Annotated in this window: 15 protein-coding genes; 10 read left to right on the top strand and 5 right to left on the bottom strand. The window is 64.9% G+C overall.

The genetic code is table 11. The features are described 5' to 3' along the window. Positions 1-13: 13 nt before the first annotated feature. From ACZ89F_RS20930 to ACZ89F_RS20915, 4 genes are read left to right on the top strand one after another with little or no spacing between them, the layout of a single operon-like run. The gene (locus ACZ89F_RS20930) at positions 14-1,309 is read left to right on the top strand and encodes an ArgE/DapE family deacylase (protein ID WP_476093892.1); all 1,296 of its coding nucleotides are present in this window, start codon (positions 14-16) and stop codon (positions 1,307-1,309) included. After that, on the top strand, positions 1,306-2,364 hold the full coding sequence (locus tag ACZ89F_RS20925; protein WP_476093891.1) for a phosphotransferase: 1,059 nt from the start codon (positions 1,306-1,308) through the stop codon (positions 2,362-2,364). The genes ACZ89F_RS20930 and ACZ89F_RS20925 overlap by 4 nt, the downstream gene beginning before the upstream one ends. Further along, positions 2,365-3,672, top strand: a complete 1,308-nt coding sequence (locus ACZ89F_RS20920) for an aspartate aminotransferase family protein (protein ID WP_476093890.1) — start codon at positions 2,365-2,367, stop codon at positions 3,670-3,672. A gap of 16 nt (positions 3,673-3,688) precedes the next feature. After that, positions 3,689-4,345 carry a GntR family transcriptional regulator gene (locus ACZ89F_RS20915; RefSeq protein ID WP_476093889.1) on the top strand — a complete coding sequence of 219 codons (657 nt, stop codon included), beginning with the start codon at positions 3,689-3,691 and terminating at the stop codon, positions 4,343-4,345. Positions 4,346-4,351: 6 nt separating this feature from the next. Here ACZ89F_RS20915 and ACZ89F_RS20910 read toward each other — a convergent pair whose 3' ends face one another. Genes ACZ89F_RS20910 through ACZ89F_RS20890 form a run of 5 tightly spaced genes read right to left on the bottom strand, consistent with a single transcriptional unit; the run spans position 4,352 to position 9,093 of the window. Then, on the bottom strand, positions 4,352-5,656 hold the full coding sequence (locus ACZ89F_RS20910) for an NAD(P)/FAD-dependent oxidoreductase (RefSeq protein ID WP_476093888.1): 1,305 nt from the start codon (positions 5,654-5,656) through the stop codon (positions 4,352-4,354). Further along, the gene (locus tag ACZ89F_RS20905) at positions 5,653-6,630 is read right to left on the bottom strand and encodes a branched-chain amino acid ABC transporter permease (protein WP_476097324.1); all 978 of its coding nucleotides are present in this window, start codon (positions 6,628-6,630) and stop codon (positions 5,653-5,655) included. The genes ACZ89F_RS20910 and ACZ89F_RS20905 overlap by 4 nt, the downstream gene beginning before the upstream one ends. After that, positions 6,627-7,535, bottom strand: coding sequence for a branched-chain amino acid ABC transporter permease (locus ACZ89F_RS20900; protein ID WP_476093887.1), 909 nt, complete (start codon positions 7,533-7,535; stop codon positions 6,627-6,629). The genes ACZ89F_RS20905 and ACZ89F_RS20900 overlap by 4 nt, the downstream gene beginning before the upstream one ends. Then, positions 7,532-8,299, bottom strand: a complete 768-nt coding sequence (locus ACZ89F_RS20895) for a branched-chain amino acid ABC transporter ATP-binding protein (RefSeq protein ID WP_476093886.1) — start codon at positions 8,297-8,299, stop codon at positions 7,532-7,534. The genes ACZ89F_RS20900 and ACZ89F_RS20895 overlap by 4 nt, the downstream gene beginning before the upstream one ends. Continuing rightward, a complete protein-coding gene (locus ACZ89F_RS20890) occupies positions 8,296-9,093 on the bottom strand; it encodes an ABC transporter ATP-binding protein (RefSeq protein ID WP_476093885.1) in 798 nt (265 codons plus the stop codon). Before ACZ89F_RS20890 ends, ACZ89F_RS20895 begins: the two co-directional genes overlap by 4 nt. A gap of 127 nt (positions 9,094-9,220) precedes the next feature. Between ACZ89F_RS20890 and ACZ89F_RS20885 the strand changes: the two genes are divergently transcribed. From ACZ89F_RS20885 to ACZ89F_RS20860, 6 genes are read left to right on the top strand one after another with little or no spacing between them, the layout of a single operon-like run. Beyond that, complete coding sequence (locus ACZ89F_RS20885; RefSeq protein WP_476093884.1) at positions 9,221-9,955, top strand: GntR family transcriptional regulator; 735 nt, start codon at positions 9,221-9,223, stop codon at positions 9,953-9,955. Beyond that, positions 9,952-10,434 (top strand): DUF3830 family protein, encoded by a 483-nt coding sequence (locus ACZ89F_RS20880; RefSeq protein ID WP_476093883.1) that lies wholly within the window; start codon positions 9,952-9,954, stop codon positions 10,432-10,434. The genes ACZ89F_RS20885 and ACZ89F_RS20880 overlap by 4 nt, the downstream gene beginning before the upstream one ends. 1 nt (position 10,435) lies before the next feature. Continuing rightward, positions 10,436-10,789, top strand: coding sequence for a TIGR04076 family protein (locus ACZ89F_RS20875; RefSeq protein ID WP_476093882.1), 354 nt, complete (start codon positions 10,436-10,438; stop codon positions 10,787-10,789). Beyond that, complete coding sequence (locus tag ACZ89F_RS20870; RefSeq protein WP_476093881.1) at positions 10,786-11,841, top strand: aldo/keto reductase; 1,056 nt, start codon at positions 10,786-10,788, stop codon at positions 11,839-11,841. The genes ACZ89F_RS20875 and ACZ89F_RS20870 overlap by 4 nt, the downstream gene beginning before the upstream one ends. Then, positions 11,838-12,266, top strand: coding sequence for a hypothetical protein (locus ACZ89F_RS20865; protein WP_476093880.1), 429 nt, complete (start codon positions 11,838-11,840; stop codon positions 12,264-12,266). Before ACZ89F_RS20870 ends, ACZ89F_RS20865 begins: the two co-directional genes overlap by 4 nt. Positions 12,267-12,315: 49 nt before the next feature. Continuing rightward, positions 12,316-13,575, top strand: coding sequence for an ABC transporter substrate-binding protein (locus tag ACZ89F_RS20860; protein ID WP_476093879.1), 1,260 nt, complete (start codon positions 12,316-12,318; stop codon positions 13,573-13,575). The last annotated feature ends 36 nt before the right edge of the window (positions 13,576-13,611 follow it).

Genomic DNA, 13,611 nt, shown 5'->3' with positions numbered 1-13,611 from the left:
AAAGTGAAATATGATGCCTGAGCGGATTGCGGACGAGGCCATTCTCAGCGCGGTCGATGACGGCTTCGCGCAACAGGTCGCGTTTCTGCAAGACCTCGTGCGCTTCCCCTCCCAGCGCGGCGAGGAACACGCCGCACAATCGTTCATGGCGGCTGCTTACGAGGCTGATGGCTATGCAGTCGACATGTGGCACGTGGATGTCGATGCGATTCGCGACCTGCCCGGCTTTTCACCTGTGGTGGTTTCTTATGATGACGCCTTCAATGTCGTTGCCACGCACACGCCGCGAAACGCGACCGGCCGCTCGCTGATCCTCAACGGCCATATCGATGTCGTGCCGACAGGGCCACTCGACCGCTGGGTGAGCGATCCCTACGATCCGGTGATCGAGGATGGCTGGATGCATGGCCGTGGCGCCGGCGACATGAAGGCCGGCCTGTCCGCCTGCCTCTATGCTCTGGCTGCGTTGCGCAGTCTCGGCTATCAGCCGGCCGCGAACGTCTACCTCCAGTCGGTGGTCGAAGAGGAGTGCACCGGCAATGGCGCGCTCGCCTGCCTGCAGCGCGGCTACCGCGCCGACGCCGCTTTCATTCCCGAACCGCTGGAGCCGAGGTTGATGCGCGCACAGGTCGGGCCGATCTGGTTCCGGGTGGAGGTCGACGGCGATCCGCAGCATGCGTCGGGCGCTTTCTCGGCCGGCGCCAACGCCATCGAAAAGGCATTCGTCATCATCCAGGCACTGAAGCAGCTCGAAATCGTCTGGAACGCGCGCAAGGTCGATGACAAGCATTTCCACGATCATCCGCATCCGATCCGCTTCAACCTCGGCAAGATCGAAGGCGGCGAGTGGACATCGAGCGTTCCGGCGCGCTGTGTCTTCGAAATGCGCGTCGCCACCTATCCCGGCCAGAAGCTGGAGGACGCCAGGGCCGAACTCGAGGCATGCATCGCCGATGCGGCGCGCGCCGATCCGTTCCTGGCCAATCGCCCGCCGACCCTCACCTACAACGGCTTCATGGCCGAGGGCTATGTGCTGGAGGGCGCCGACGAGATGGAAGCCGTGCTGCGCCGCAGCCATGTCGCCGTCTGGGGCGAGCCGCTGACGGAACACGTCACCTCGGCGACAACCGATGCACGGTTCTTCGGCCTCTATGCCGACACGCCGGCGATCGTCTATGGCCCGATCTGCCGCATGCCGCATGGCTATGACGAGGCCGTCGATCTCGACTCGGTGCGCAAGGTCACCCAGACGATCGCTCTGTTCATCGCCGACTGGTGCGGCCTCGAACCTATCGAGGCGAAGCCATGAATGCGGCCGTCCCCGATGCGTTCGGCGAAACACTCGCCGAGAACGCACCGGATGTGTCGGCGAGCGACGCGCTTGCCATCCTGCGCCGGCACTACGGGCTGACCGGCAGCGCGCGCCCGCTGCCTGGCGAGCGCGACCACAACTTCCATATCCAGACGGACGGCGATGGCGAGTTCGTCCTCAAGATTTCCCATCCGGCGGAAGAGGCCGGCTTCACCGACTTCCAGAACAAGGCGCTCGACCACATCCTTTCGGTCGATCCCACCTTGCCGGTTCCCTCGGTGTGCAAGAGCCTTGAGGGGGAGGCGCAATTCACGGTCAGCGTCGCGGGTTCGGAAACACGCATCATCCGGCTGGTCACCTATCTGCCGGGCCAGTTGCTGTCGCGCTCGCCTGCGTCAGCGGCGCAGGATCGCAATCTCGGCGTCTTCCTCGCCCGCCTCGGTCGGGCGCTGCGCGGCTTCTTCCACCCGGCCGCCGGCAGCGACCTGCTCTGGGACATCCGCAAGGTCGCCAAGACACGGCCGATGATGGCGCATATCACTGACGTTGGCCGGCGAGCGATGGTCGAACGCGCGATCGACTCCTTCGAGGAACATGCGGCGCCGGTCATTCCGAAGCTGCGCGCGCAGATCGTCCACAACGACATGAACTCCTACAATGTGGTGATGGATGCGTCGCGGCCGGAGATCGTCAGCGGCATTCTCGATTTCGGCGACATGATCCATTCGCCGCTGATCTGCGACCTGGCCATTGGCGCCGTCTATCGCTGGCCGGCGCAAGGCCATCCGCTGGCGCCGGCCGCGCGCTTTGTCGCCGGCTATCAATCGGTGCAGCCATTGGAGGCCGAAGAGATCGGCATTCTTTTCGATCTGATCCGTGCCCGCCTTGCGCTCATCGTCAACATCGCCAGCTGGCAGGCCGAGCGCTTTCCGGCCAAGCGCGACTATGTGCTGCGCCTCGCCACCGAGGTCTGGGCCTCACTCGAACGGCTGGACGGCCTGTCGTCCGCAGATGCCAGCCGCTATTTTCTCGACCATTCCAATCCGGAGTAGATGCTCGTGTCCCAGTCCTCGCCTTACCCTGCAAATGCCGACGCGGCATCGGAGCGCGCGCTGCTTGAACGCCGCAGCAGGCTGCTCGGGCCGACCTACCGCGCCTTTTATCGCAACCCCATCCATCTGGTGCGAGGCAGCGGTGTCTGGCTCTACGATGCACAGGGCCGCAAGTTCCTCGACGCCTACAACAATGTTGCCTCGGTCGGGCACTGCCATCCGCGCGTCGTCGAGGCGCTGTCGGGGCAGGCCGCTACGCTCAACACCCACACACGCTATCTCAGCGAGATCATCCTCGACTACGCGGAGAAACTTCTCGGCACCGTTCCGGCCCATCTCGGCCACGCCATGTTCACCTGCACCGGCAGCGAGGCCAACGACCTCGCCATCCGCATCGCCCAGCATTCCAGCGGCGGCACCGGCGTGATCATCACCGACTTCGCCTATCACGGCGCCACGATCGCAACGGCGCAGCTTTCGCCGGCGGCGGTCGGGGCAAAGGGCGTGCCGGCGCAGCACCGGACTGTGGCGGCGCCGGACACGTTCCGCGACCATGGCCGGGCTGCGCATGATTTCGCCAGGAATGTCGCGGCTGCCATCAAGGACATGCGCGCAAAAAACACCCGGCCGGCAGCGCTGCTTCTCGACTCGGCCTTTTCCAGCGACGGCATCTTCTTTCCCGACGCGGCGGTGATGCGTGAGGCGGCGGACCATGTGAAAAAGGCCGGCGGCATCATCATTGCCGATGAGGTCCAGTCCGGCTTCGGCCGGCTCGGCCAGGGCATGTGGGGATTCGCCAATTATGGCATCGAGCCGGATATCGTCACCATGGGCAAGCCGATCGGCGATGGGCATCCGATGGGGGCCGTGCTCGTGCGGCCGCAGCTTGTCGCGTCCTTCGGTTCGAACACCGGCTACTTCAACACATTCGGCGGCAATCCGGTCGCGGCCGCCGTCGGCCTCGCCGTGCTGGAGGTGATCGAGGGCGAAGGACTGATCGAGAATGCGCGCAATGTCGGTGCCTATACGGCTGATCTGCTGCGCACCCTGCAGAGCCGGCATGGCGCGGTCGCCGATGTCAGGCACAATGGCCTCTATTTCGGCGTCGAGTTGACGGCGGATGGCGACGAGGCGCTGGCCGCCACCAAGACATCGGCGGTCGTCGAAGCCATGCGCGAGGACGGCGTACTGATCTCGTCCTGCGGTCCGCGCGGCAATGTGCTGAAGATCAGGCCGCCACTGCCGTTTGCCAGGGACAATGCCGAGCAACTGGCTGAGACGCTCGATCGCGCGCTGTCGAACTGGTGATCGGAGCGGACCGCGCATGCTGAAGCTCGAACATCAGACCCTGAATGACCGCGCCTATGGCGCGCTCAAGCAGGAGTTGATTTCCGGTGGCTTCAGCCCGGGCCAGACACTGGTCATCCGCAAGCTCGCCGAGACGTTCGGCATCTCGACGACACCGATCCGCGAGGCGCTGCAGCGGCTTGTCGCCGAACGGCTGCTCGAGATGCAGAACAACCGCTCGGTCATCGTGCCCTTGCTGTCCGCGCCTGCCTTCGAGGAGCTGACGCGCATCCGCATCGCCGTCGAGGGACTGGCCGGCGAGATGGCGGCGTCGCGGATGACGGAGAGCGGGCTCGTTAACATCCAGGCGACGCTCGCCGGCATGCAGCGTGCCATCGAGGCCGGCGACGCCAGGGCCTATCTCTCGTTGAACGAGGCATTCCACTTCGCCATCTACCAGCATGCCGGTGCGCCGATCCTGCTCAACATGATCCGCGACCTCTGGGGGCGGGTCGGGCCCTATCTCAAGCTGCTGATGCAGGCCGATCGCTACGTCCCGCAGTCGAACGACGCGCATCGCAAGATTGTCGCCGCACTGGAGCAACGCAGCGGTCCCACCGTACGGATTTTCATAGAAGAGGATATCGCCGTGGCGGCCGCCGTGCTGTCGGCGAACCTGGACGCCGTCAGGTAGCCGACCCTAGCTCGTCCCGTCCAGCCGGTCGCGCAGCATGCTCCAGCCCAGCAGCAGGTTGGGGGCATGCCGCAGCACGGCATGGAACGGGATCGGCGCCGGCGCCGTAAAGGGCAGCGGCAGGTCGCGGGCGTCGGTTCCAGAGGCCCAGTCTGCCAGCACCTTGCCCATCGCCGTGGTCATGGCGATGCCGCGACCGTTGCAGGCACGACCCGCGATCAGGTTCGGCCCGAGGTCGATCAGGTGCGGCAGGAAATCCGGTTCGACCGCGGCCATTCCCGACCAACTGTAGGCAAGCGGCGGCAAGTCAGGCAGACCGAGATGCCGGCCAAGCCTTCGCCAGATCGTCTGCGGTACGCGCGCATCGGCACCGGCGCCAAGGATGTGCATGCCGCCGCTGATCAGCCGGTTTTCGGCGTCGAAGCGGAAGGTGAAGAGATTGCGCCTGGTGTCGCCGACACCTTGCCCGCCGGGAAGCAACCGGCTGCGGACTTCACGAGGCAATGGCGCTGTCGCGACCTGGAAGACTTTCAGCGGGAAATAGGTTCGCTGCAATGACGGATTGAGAGACCAGCCATAGGCGTTGGTGGCGATCAGCACCTTGCCGGCGCGTACTAAGCCAGATGGCGTTTTCAGCATCCAACCATCGGCCATGCGATCAACCGAGGTGACGCGCGTCTGCTCGAAGATCTTCGCGCCGGCCTTCTCCGCTGCATCAGCGAGCCCGCGCGCATAGGCGACCGGATTGAGCACGCCGCCGGAACGATCCATCCAGCCGCCGACATAGCTTGGCACGCCCGTCAGTGCCTCGATTTCCTGCCGATCCAATGTGACTGCAGGCCGGCCACGCTGTGCCCATTGCCCGGCACGTGACTTGACCTTCTCGAAGGCGGCAGGCGAATGCGCCGGCTGGATCCATCCGTTCTGCACCGCGTCGCAGTCGATGCCGTGCTGGCGGATCAGGCGGAAAACCAGATCGGCGCTGCCGGCGGCGAAATCGATCAGCCTTTCGCCGCGCGAAGGTCCGAGGTGGGCCAGTATGTCGACCGGATCCATCTTGGCGAAGTTCGGCACGACGAAGCCGGCATTCCTGCCGGTCGCGCCGCAGGCGATGAATTCGGCTTCGAGAACGGCGACGGAAAGGCCTTTCCCCGCCGCGTGCAGCGCGGTTGAAAGGCCGGAAAAGCCGCCGCCGACGATGGCCAGGTCGACATCGAGCCCGCCTTGCAGAGCCGGCCGCTCGCGGCGGTTGCGGCTGACCGCATGCCAGAGCGAAGCGCCCTGCGCTTCCTGCTGGACCACGGCATTCATGAGGCGGAGTTGCTCTTGGTCACCTTCGCCCGCTTGCCGAACCATGACCGCCGCGGCCTGTCGCCGAACAGGCCGTTCGGCCGGATCAGCAGGATGACGCAGAGCATGACGCCGATGGCGGCGATCTGCAGCGCGGCGGCGCGCGCCTGCTGCTCCGGTGGGAACAGGATGCTGGTCAGCGTGCCCGATCCGGCCCATATCGCCCAGACCAGGATGCTGCCGATAACGGCGCCGAGATTGCTGCCCGAGCCGCCGACGATCAGCATCACCCAGACCTGGAAGGTCAGGATCGGTAAATAATTGTCCGGCGCGATGAAGCCGGTGAAATGCGCCTGCAGCGCGCCGGCCAGCGCCATGATGGCGCCGCCGACGGCAAAGGCCTGGACGCGATAGAAACGCGCGCTCTTGCCCAGCGATATCGCCGCCCGCTCATCCTCCCGCAGCGCCTTCAAGACACGTCCCCACGGGCTGCGCGACAGATGCTCCAGAGCGAGATAGGCGATCAGCGTCACCACCGAAACCACGGCAAGGTTGGACAGGTTGAACAGCAGCGGCGTCTCGGCGAGGCTGCCGAAGGGTCGCGGGATGAAGCCGATGCCGAATGGGCCCCCCGTCAGCTTCTGCGCATTGAGCGCGACCAGTTGCACGACAACGGCGACACCGAAAGTGGTGATCGCCAGATAGTCGGATCTCAGCCGCAGCGTTGCCACGCCGGTAAGCGCCGCGGCGATGCCGCCGACGACCATGGCGCCGAGCCAGCCGACAAGGATCGGCAGGCCAAAGCCGCCCAGCCGCGCGGCATCGTCCGGTGTGGTCAGCAGCGCGGAGGTGTAGGCACCGATGGCAACGAAGCCGGCGAGGCCGACATTGAACAGGCCGGTCAGGCCCCATTGCAGGTTGAGCCCCAGTGTGACCAGCGAAAAGATCAGCGCGGTGGTCAGGAAGAAGGCGCCGTAGCCGAGCAGGTCCATCAGCGTTCCCTCACACCAAACAGGCCGATCGGCCGCACGAACAGCACCGCCATCAGGATGATGAAGGAGACGGCGGCGCGCCATTCGGCGCCGATCAACTGCACGGCACCGGCTTCGGCCAGCCCGATGATCAGGCCGCCGAGCACGGCGCCGGGGATGCTGCCGATGCCGCCGAGAATGGCGGCGGCGAACATCGGCAGCAGCATGTCGAAGCCCATGAACGGGCGGATCTGCATCAGGATGCCGATCATCACGCCGGCGACGCAGGCCAGCGCGCCGCCAATGACCCAGGTGACGCGCACCACGCTGGCGACGTCGATGCCGACGATGCGGGCCAGCGCCGCGTTTTGGCTCAAAGCCTGCATCGAGCGGCCGGTCTGTGTGCGCGTCATCAACAGATGCACGCCAAGCACCAGCACCGCGGTCAGCAACAAAAGGGCGATCTGGTCGGGCGTGATGCGGATGCCGAAGCCGACCGGCATTGCGATCTGGATCGCCCGGCTGAAATAGGTCGGCCGCGAGGTGAAGGTGAATTCGAGCAGGCTTCTCAGCGCCATCGAGGCGCCGAAGCTCGCCATCACCACGATGATCGCCTGGCCTTGCGAGCGCAGCCGCGCGAACAGCACCTTATCGAGCAGCAGCGCCAAGAGGGCGGTGAAGGCCATGCCGACGACCAGGGCAACAATGAGCGGCCAGCCGAAGGACAGGGGTGCGATTGGCGCCACCTTGCCGAATGTTGCGCCGATGGCGCTGACGACGGCCAGCGTCGCGTAAGTGCCCCAGGCCATGAAGTCACCATGGGCAAAGTTCGAGAAGCGCAGGATCGAATAGGTGAGCGTCACGCCGATGGCGCCGAGGCCGATCATCGAACCGGTCAGCAATCCGTCGACGACAAATTGCAGGCTCATGCCGTGCCTCCTTTGCCGGCGTGCCCCGTCTTCTCTGCGCCAAGCGGGCGCTGACCGAGATAGAGTTCAGCGACCACCGGGTCGTTCCACAGTTCGGCGGCGATGCCCTCGTGCCGGTCCTTGCCTTCGACCAGCACATAGGCGCGATCGCCGATGGCGAGTGCTGCCTTGGCATTCTGTTCGACCAGCAGGATGGTGACGCCGGACTTGCGGATGCCGGCCAGCATCTCGAACACCATCGAGACGAATTTCGGCGACAGGCCGGCCGATGGCTCGTCCAGCACCAGCACCTTGGGGTGGACGATCAGGGCCCGCGCGACGGCGAGCATCTGCCGCTGCCCGCCCGACAAATTGCCGGCGGCGGTGCGGCGCTGGCGCACGAGGTCTGGGAAGGCGGCATACATCTCCTCGATGCGGGCAGGGATTTCGCGCCGCTCGAGGATGCCGCAGGCAACTTTCAAATTGTCCTCGACCGACATCAGCGGGAAGATGTTCTCGGTCTGCGGTACGAAGGCCAGCCCAAGCCGCACCATGGTGTGCGCAGGGGCGGCGGTGATGTCCTTGCCGTCCAGAAACACCCTGCCGCCGGTAATCGGGACGAGACCGGCGATCGCCTTGATGAAGCTCGATTTGCCGGCGCCGTTGGGGCCCAGCACGACCACGATCTCACCCTTTTTGACGGTGATCGAGGCGCCGCGCACGATCGGCACGCCGGGCTCGTAACCGGCTTCGAGGTCGCGGACATCGAGGACGGTCTCGCTCATGCCGTGCCTCCGAGATAGGCCTCGATGACGCGCGGGTCGCGGGCGACCTCTTCGGCCGTGCCTTCGCTGAGCAGCTGGCCGCTCGCCATGACGAGGACGCGATGACAGAGCCGCGTCACCATGTCGATGTTGTGCTCGATCAGGAGGAAGGTGATGCCGCGCGCGTTGATGTCGCGGATGCGGTCGATGATGACTTCGAGCAGCGTTGCGTTGACGCCCGCCGCCGGTTCGTCGAGCAGGATGATCGCCGGATCGGCCATCATGACGCGGGCGAGTTCGAGCAGCTTGCGCTGGCCGCCGGAAAGCACGCGCGCCGGCTCATGCGCGAGGTGGGTGAGGGTGACCAGTTCCAAAAGGTCGAGCGCCTTTGTCCTGGCGGCTTTTTCCTGCGCCGCCACCCGCCATGGCGTGACGAAGTTGGCGAGCAGCTTTTCGCCGGCCTGGCCCTGTGCCGCCAGCATGATGTTTTCGATCAGCGTCAGATTGGGCAGCGGCCGCGGGATCTGGAAGGTGCGGCCAAGGCCTCGACCAATGCGCAGATGTGCGGCTTCGCCCGAGACAGGCGTGCCGTTGAGAAGGATATCGCCGCTGGTCGGCAGGATGCTTCCGGCGAGCAGATCGAACATCGTTGTCTTGCCGGCGCCGTTGGGGCCGATCAGGCCGAGGATTTCACCCGCCTTGACGTCAAACGAGACATCGTTGACCGCGACAAGGCCGCCGAACCGCCTGACGACATTTCTTGCCGTCAGAACCGGCGCGCGGGTTTCCCCTTGCCGTTTGGTTGCCTCGCTCATCAAACCCTCTGGCCGAAGACGATCGTTGCCGCCTCCTGATTATTGATTTGTGATCACACTTGCTTTGATCACGCTATTCGGCTTTAATTTCCTCCGCAAGCCGAAAACCGGCCAAGAACGGAATTCCATGCAAAAGGCTGCCATCGAAAAGAACAACGAGGCGATCGCGGCCCAGCTTGCGCCGGTCGGCCGCGAAACGGTGCAGGACCGCGTCTACTCCGAACTGCGCCGCGCCCTGATTGGCGGCCTGTTCGAACCAAGCCAAGTGCTGACCATCCGTGGCTTGGCCGATGCGCTGGTCACCTCGACTATGCCGGTGCGCGAGGCGCTCGGCCGGCTGATCACGGAAAAGGCGCTGGAGGCGCTGCCCAACCGTTCGGTGCGGGTGCCGCCGATCACGCTGGAACGCCTCGATGATCTCCTGCGGGCTCGCATCCTGATCGAGGGCGAGGCGATCGCGCTGGCCGCCGCCCGCATGGCCCCCCGCCAGATCGCCACCATCGAAACCATTCTCGGCGAATGGGACGAGATGCGGGCGCTGAAACACAAGAAGGACGTCGATCGCGAGGTGACGCTCAACCAGAGTTTTCACTTCGAGATCTACCGCTCCTGCGGTTCGGCGGTGCTGATCCCGATGATCGAGAGCCTGTGGCTGCAATCGGGCCCCTGCATTCGTGTCGCCATCTATGCCTTCTCGGAAGCCGGCGAGGTCGACACCGCCCAGTATCACCGCCGCATCGTCACGGCGCTGTCCACACAAGATGCGCAGGCCGCGCGTGAATCACTGGTCGCCGACATCAGCCGCCCCTTCACCTTCCTGCGCAGCAAGCTGCAGGCCGCCGCCGCGAAAGACCAGACATGACCGCCATCAGGATCACCGAGCCGCGCTCGCAGCTTTCCGTTACGGCACTGCTGCTGCCCGAGAAGGCACCGGAAAACGCTGCCTTCCTCTTGGCCTATCTCGGTACGCCACGCGTTGTTCCGGGCATCCACGCGATGTGGACGGGGCCGGAGATTTCCTGTCCGGTTCCATCAGCCGACCTCGAGGGCCAGGCCTATGCAAAACCGCTGCCGGCCGAGAACGCAACGCTGAACCCGCAGCCGGGCGACATCGTGCTGTCCTATGTGCCGCCACGCATGTGGGGCGGCAATCCCAATGCGATCTTCGACATCGGCCTCTATTACGGGCAGGGCGCGCGGCTGTTGTTCCCGATCGGCTGGCTGGCCGGCAGCGTGGTGGCGCAGGTGCGTGCCGGGGAGCGCGATCAGTTCGCTGCTGCATGTGGCGTCATCCGCCGCAATGGCGCCTGCGATGTCACCTTCACCCTGGTGGAGGTCTGAAATGGCCGACGACAGTTTCGAACTGTTCGATCTTCGGGTCGAGGCGGTCATCCCCGAGGGCAAACCGATCTACTGCGGCGCCAAGGCCGGCGACTATTTCGAGCTCAAGGGCGAGATGCTGTCGATGCCGGCAGGGCAGGGGTTTTCGATCTATTCGCTCGCCGCCGTGTTGCCGCTGCTGGCGGCCAAGCAGCGCCCGACCCACCCGAACGACTGGATGACCTCGGACGCCGAGATCGCTTGTCCCGATCCCAATTGCGCCAGCCGGCTCCGGATCGTCAGGCTGGCCAAGCGGCGGTTCAGCCACGCCGAGACCACGGCGGTGCCGCTGCCGAAGGAGGATGACCTGACATGACCGCCAAGACCTTCGACCTCGGCCCCGGCTACACCATCTCGCGCGTCATTCGCGGCGGCTGGCAGCTGGCCGGCGGCCACGGCGCCATCGACCGCAGCCAAGCGGTGGCCGATCTGATCGCCACTTTCGACGCCGGCATCTGGACCTATGATTGCGCCGACATCTACACCGGTGTCGAGGAGCTCATCGGCGCCGCGCGTCTGCGGCTGGCCAGCGAGCGCGGCCTCGACGTCGCCGCCCGGATGAAGGTGCACACCAAGCTGGTGCCCGACCTCGAACGGCTGGCCAGCATCAGCCGCGACTACATCAGGGGCATCGTCGATCAGTCGCTGCGGCGGCTGAAGACCGAGCGGCTCGATCTCGTGCAGTTCCATTGGTGGGATTATGACCAGCCGCGCTATGTCGATGCGATGGGCTGGCTCAACGAGCTTAGGCTGGAAGGCAAGGTGCGCAATCTCGGCACCACCAATTTCGACACGCCGCGGCTGGCCGAAATTCTGGCGGCGGGCATCCCGCTTGTCAGCCAGCAGCTGCAATATTCCGTGCTCGACCAGCGGCCCGGCAACAGCCTGGCGGACCTCGCCGCGAAAAACGGCGTCAGCTTCCTCTGCTACGGCTCGGTGGCCGGCGGCTTCCTCAGCGACAAATGGCTCGGTGCGGCCGAGCCCGCCACGCCGCTCGAAAACCGCTCGCTGGTCAAATACAAGCTGATCATCGATGATTTCGGCGGCTGGGACCTGTTTCAGCACTTGCTTCAGGCGCTGAAGGCCGTTGGCGACCGCCACGGCGTCGACATCGCCACCATCGCCAGCGCCTGGGTGCTGGAGCAGCCGCAAGTGGCGGCCGTCATCGTCGGCGCCCGCAATCAGGCGCATGCGCTGGCCAATGCAAAGATCATGGACGTTGCGCTCAATGCCGAAGACCGGGCACGGATTGCGGCCGCCATCGCGCAAGGCACCGGTCTCGAAGGCGACGTCTACACGCTGGAGCGCGACCGTCACGGCCGCCACGGCTCGATCATGCATTACAACCTCAATGCGGGGAAGAAATGAGCGGCGAGCCCTCCCTGTTTTCGCGCGCCAGCGCCGAAATCATCGACCTGCACCGCTTCTTCGTCGATTGGTTCGTCGCCGCACGAGCCAATACGGTGGACTTCGGCCGCTTCGAACGCGCCATGGGCAAAGACCTCAGCATGGTAGCACCGGACGGGCAGGTCCTCGGTCGCGAAGCGGTCGTCGACCATGTCCGCTCAAGCCGCGCCTCTTGCGACGACGGTTTTGCCATTTCGATCGAGGACATCCGGCCCGGCTGGCAGGACGCCGATACCATCGTCGTCCTTTATGTCGAAGCGCAGCTGCGCGCAGGCAAGCACAGCCGCCGCCAGTCGAGCGCCGTCTTCACCACCAGTTCATCGGCGCCTAACGGCGTCGAATGGCGACATCTGCATGAAACCTGGCTGCAGGTGCCGGAACGCTGAAACAGGCTCCAGAGATCAAATACAGTTGAGTAACGAAAGGGGAACAACAATGACAAAGACGATACTCCAACTCACCACCGCGCTCGCCCTCGTCACGATGGCGGGTGCTGCGCAAGCCGCCGATTGCAAGATCACCGTCGGCCTCGTCATGGAGCTGACCGGCCCGGCCGGCGAATACGGTCAGGCCGGCGCCAAGTCGGTCGAGATGGCCTTCCGCGACATCAACGATGCCGGCGGTGTGCGCGGCTGCGATCTCGTCACCGACACGCGCGACAGCCAGAGCCAGGGCAACATTGCCGTCGACGCCGCCACCCAGCTGGTTCAGGTCAAGAAGGTGCCGGTCATCATCGGCGGCATCATCTCCTCGGTGTCGATCCCGATCCTGACCTCGGTCACGGCACCGGCCAAGATCGTCCAGGTCTCGCCGGCTTCGTCCTCGCCGACGCTGACCGCGCTCGGCCGCGACGGCAAGACCAACGGCATCTTCTTCCGCACCATCACGTCGGATGCGCTGCAGGGCGTCGCCGCGGCCAAATATGCCGTCGACAAGGGCTTCAAGAAGCTGTCGATCATCCACGTCAACAACGATTTCGGCGTCAACATGGTGGCCGAATTCTCGCGTGCCTACAAAGCGCTCGGCGGCACCATCGTCTCCGATACGCCTTACAACGAGAAGCAGTCGAGCTATGCCTCGGAAGTCACGGCGGCGATGGCCGGCGAGCCGGACGGGCTCTATCTCGTCAGCACGCCGGTCGACGGCGCCACGGTTGCCCGCACCTGGATCTCGCAGGGCGGCGTGCAGAAATTCCTGCTCAATGACGGCATGAACAGCCCTGATTTCATCGAGTCCGTCGGTGCCGATTATCTGAAGGAAGCCTACGGCACGTCGTCCGGCACCAGCCCGACGGCCTCGACGGAGTATTTCACCAAGAACTACAAGGAATTCTCCGGCATCGAGCCGACCAATCCGGCAGCCGACCGTTCCTATGATGCCGGCGCGATCGTTGGTCTGGCCATTGCCATTGCCGGTTCGGAGGATCCGGCCAAGATCAAGGACGCGATGTACAAGGCCGTCGATCCGGCCGGCACGCCGATCTTTGCCGGCAAGGAAGAGTTCGCCAAGGCGCTCGGCCTGATCAAGGATGGCAAGCCGATCCGCTACGAAGGCGTCATCGGCCCGGTCGCCTTCGACAAATATGGCGACATCACCGGCCCGTTCCGCCTCTGGAAGATCGTCGACGGCAAGGTGGCGACCGACGGTGAAATGACCACCGACGACGTCAACGCCCTGCAGGCGAAACTTCAGTAAGACAACTTACTCTCCGGTATCGATCACGGTCCCATC

This window comes from Mesorhizobium sp. USDA 3734, from assembly GCF_056279665.1.
This window is presented reverse-complemented; position numbering and strand designations above follow the sequence as displayed.

Excerpts from the sequence above, each read along its gene's own strand:
- ACZ89F_RS20925 (WP_476093891.1), top strand. The coding sequence starts at position 1,306 with ATGAATGCGGCCGTCCCCGATGCGTTCGGCGAAACACTCGCCGAGAAC.
- ACZ89F_RS20890 (WP_476093885.1), bottom strand. The coding sequence starts at position 9,093 with ATGAGCGAGGCAACCAAACGGCAAGGGGAAACCCGCGCGCCGGTTCTG.
- ACZ89F_RS20875 (WP_476093882.1), top strand. The coding sequence starts at position 10,436 with ATGGCCGACGACAGTTTCGAACTGTTCGATCTTCGGGTCGAGGCGGTC.
- ACZ89F_RS20880 (WP_476093883.1), top strand. The coding sequence starts at position 9,952 with ATGACCGCCATCAGGATCACCGAGCCGCGCTCGCAGCTTTCCGTTACG.
- ACZ89F_RS20860 (WP_476093879.1), top strand. The coding sequence starts at position 12,316 with ATGACAAAGACGATACTCCAACTCACCACCGCGCTCGCCCTCGTCACG.
- ACZ89F_RS20930 (WP_476093892.1), top strand. The coding sequence starts at position 14 with ATGCCTGAGCGGATTGCGGACGAGGCCATTCTCAGCGCGGTCGATGAC.
- ACZ89F_RS20870 (WP_476093881.1), top strand. The coding sequence starts at position 10,786 with ATGACCGCCAAGACCTTCGACCTCGGCCCCGGCTACACCATCTCGCGC.
- ACZ89F_RS20885 (WP_476093884.1), top strand. The coding sequence starts at position 9,221 with ATGCAAAAGGCTGCCATCGAAAAGAACAACGAGGCGATCGCGGCCCAG.
- ACZ89F_RS20900 (WP_476093887.1), bottom strand. The coding sequence starts at position 7,535 with ATGAGCCTGCAATTTGTCGTCGACGGATTGCTGACCGGTTCGATGATC.
- ACZ89F_RS20920 (WP_476093890.1), top strand. The coding sequence starts at position 2,365 with ATGCTCGTGTCCCAGTCCTCGCCTTACCCTGCAAATGCCGACGCGGCA.
- ACZ89F_RS20915 (WP_476093889.1), top strand. The coding sequence starts at position 3,689 with ATGCTGAAGCTCGAACATCAGACCCTGAATGACCGCGCCTATGGCGCG.
- ACZ89F_RS20895 (WP_476093886.1), bottom strand. The coding sequence starts at position 8,299 with ATGAGCGAGACCGTCCTCGATGTCCGCGACCTCGAAGCCGGTTACGAG.
- ACZ89F_RS20865 (WP_476093880.1), top strand. The coding sequence starts at position 11,838 with ATGAGCGGCGAGCCCTCCCTGTTTTCGCGCGCCAGCGCCGAAATCATC.
- ACZ89F_RS20910 (WP_476093888.1), bottom strand. The coding sequence starts at position 5,656 with ATGAATGCCGTGGTCCAGCAGGAAGCGCAGGGCGCTTCGCTCTGGCAT.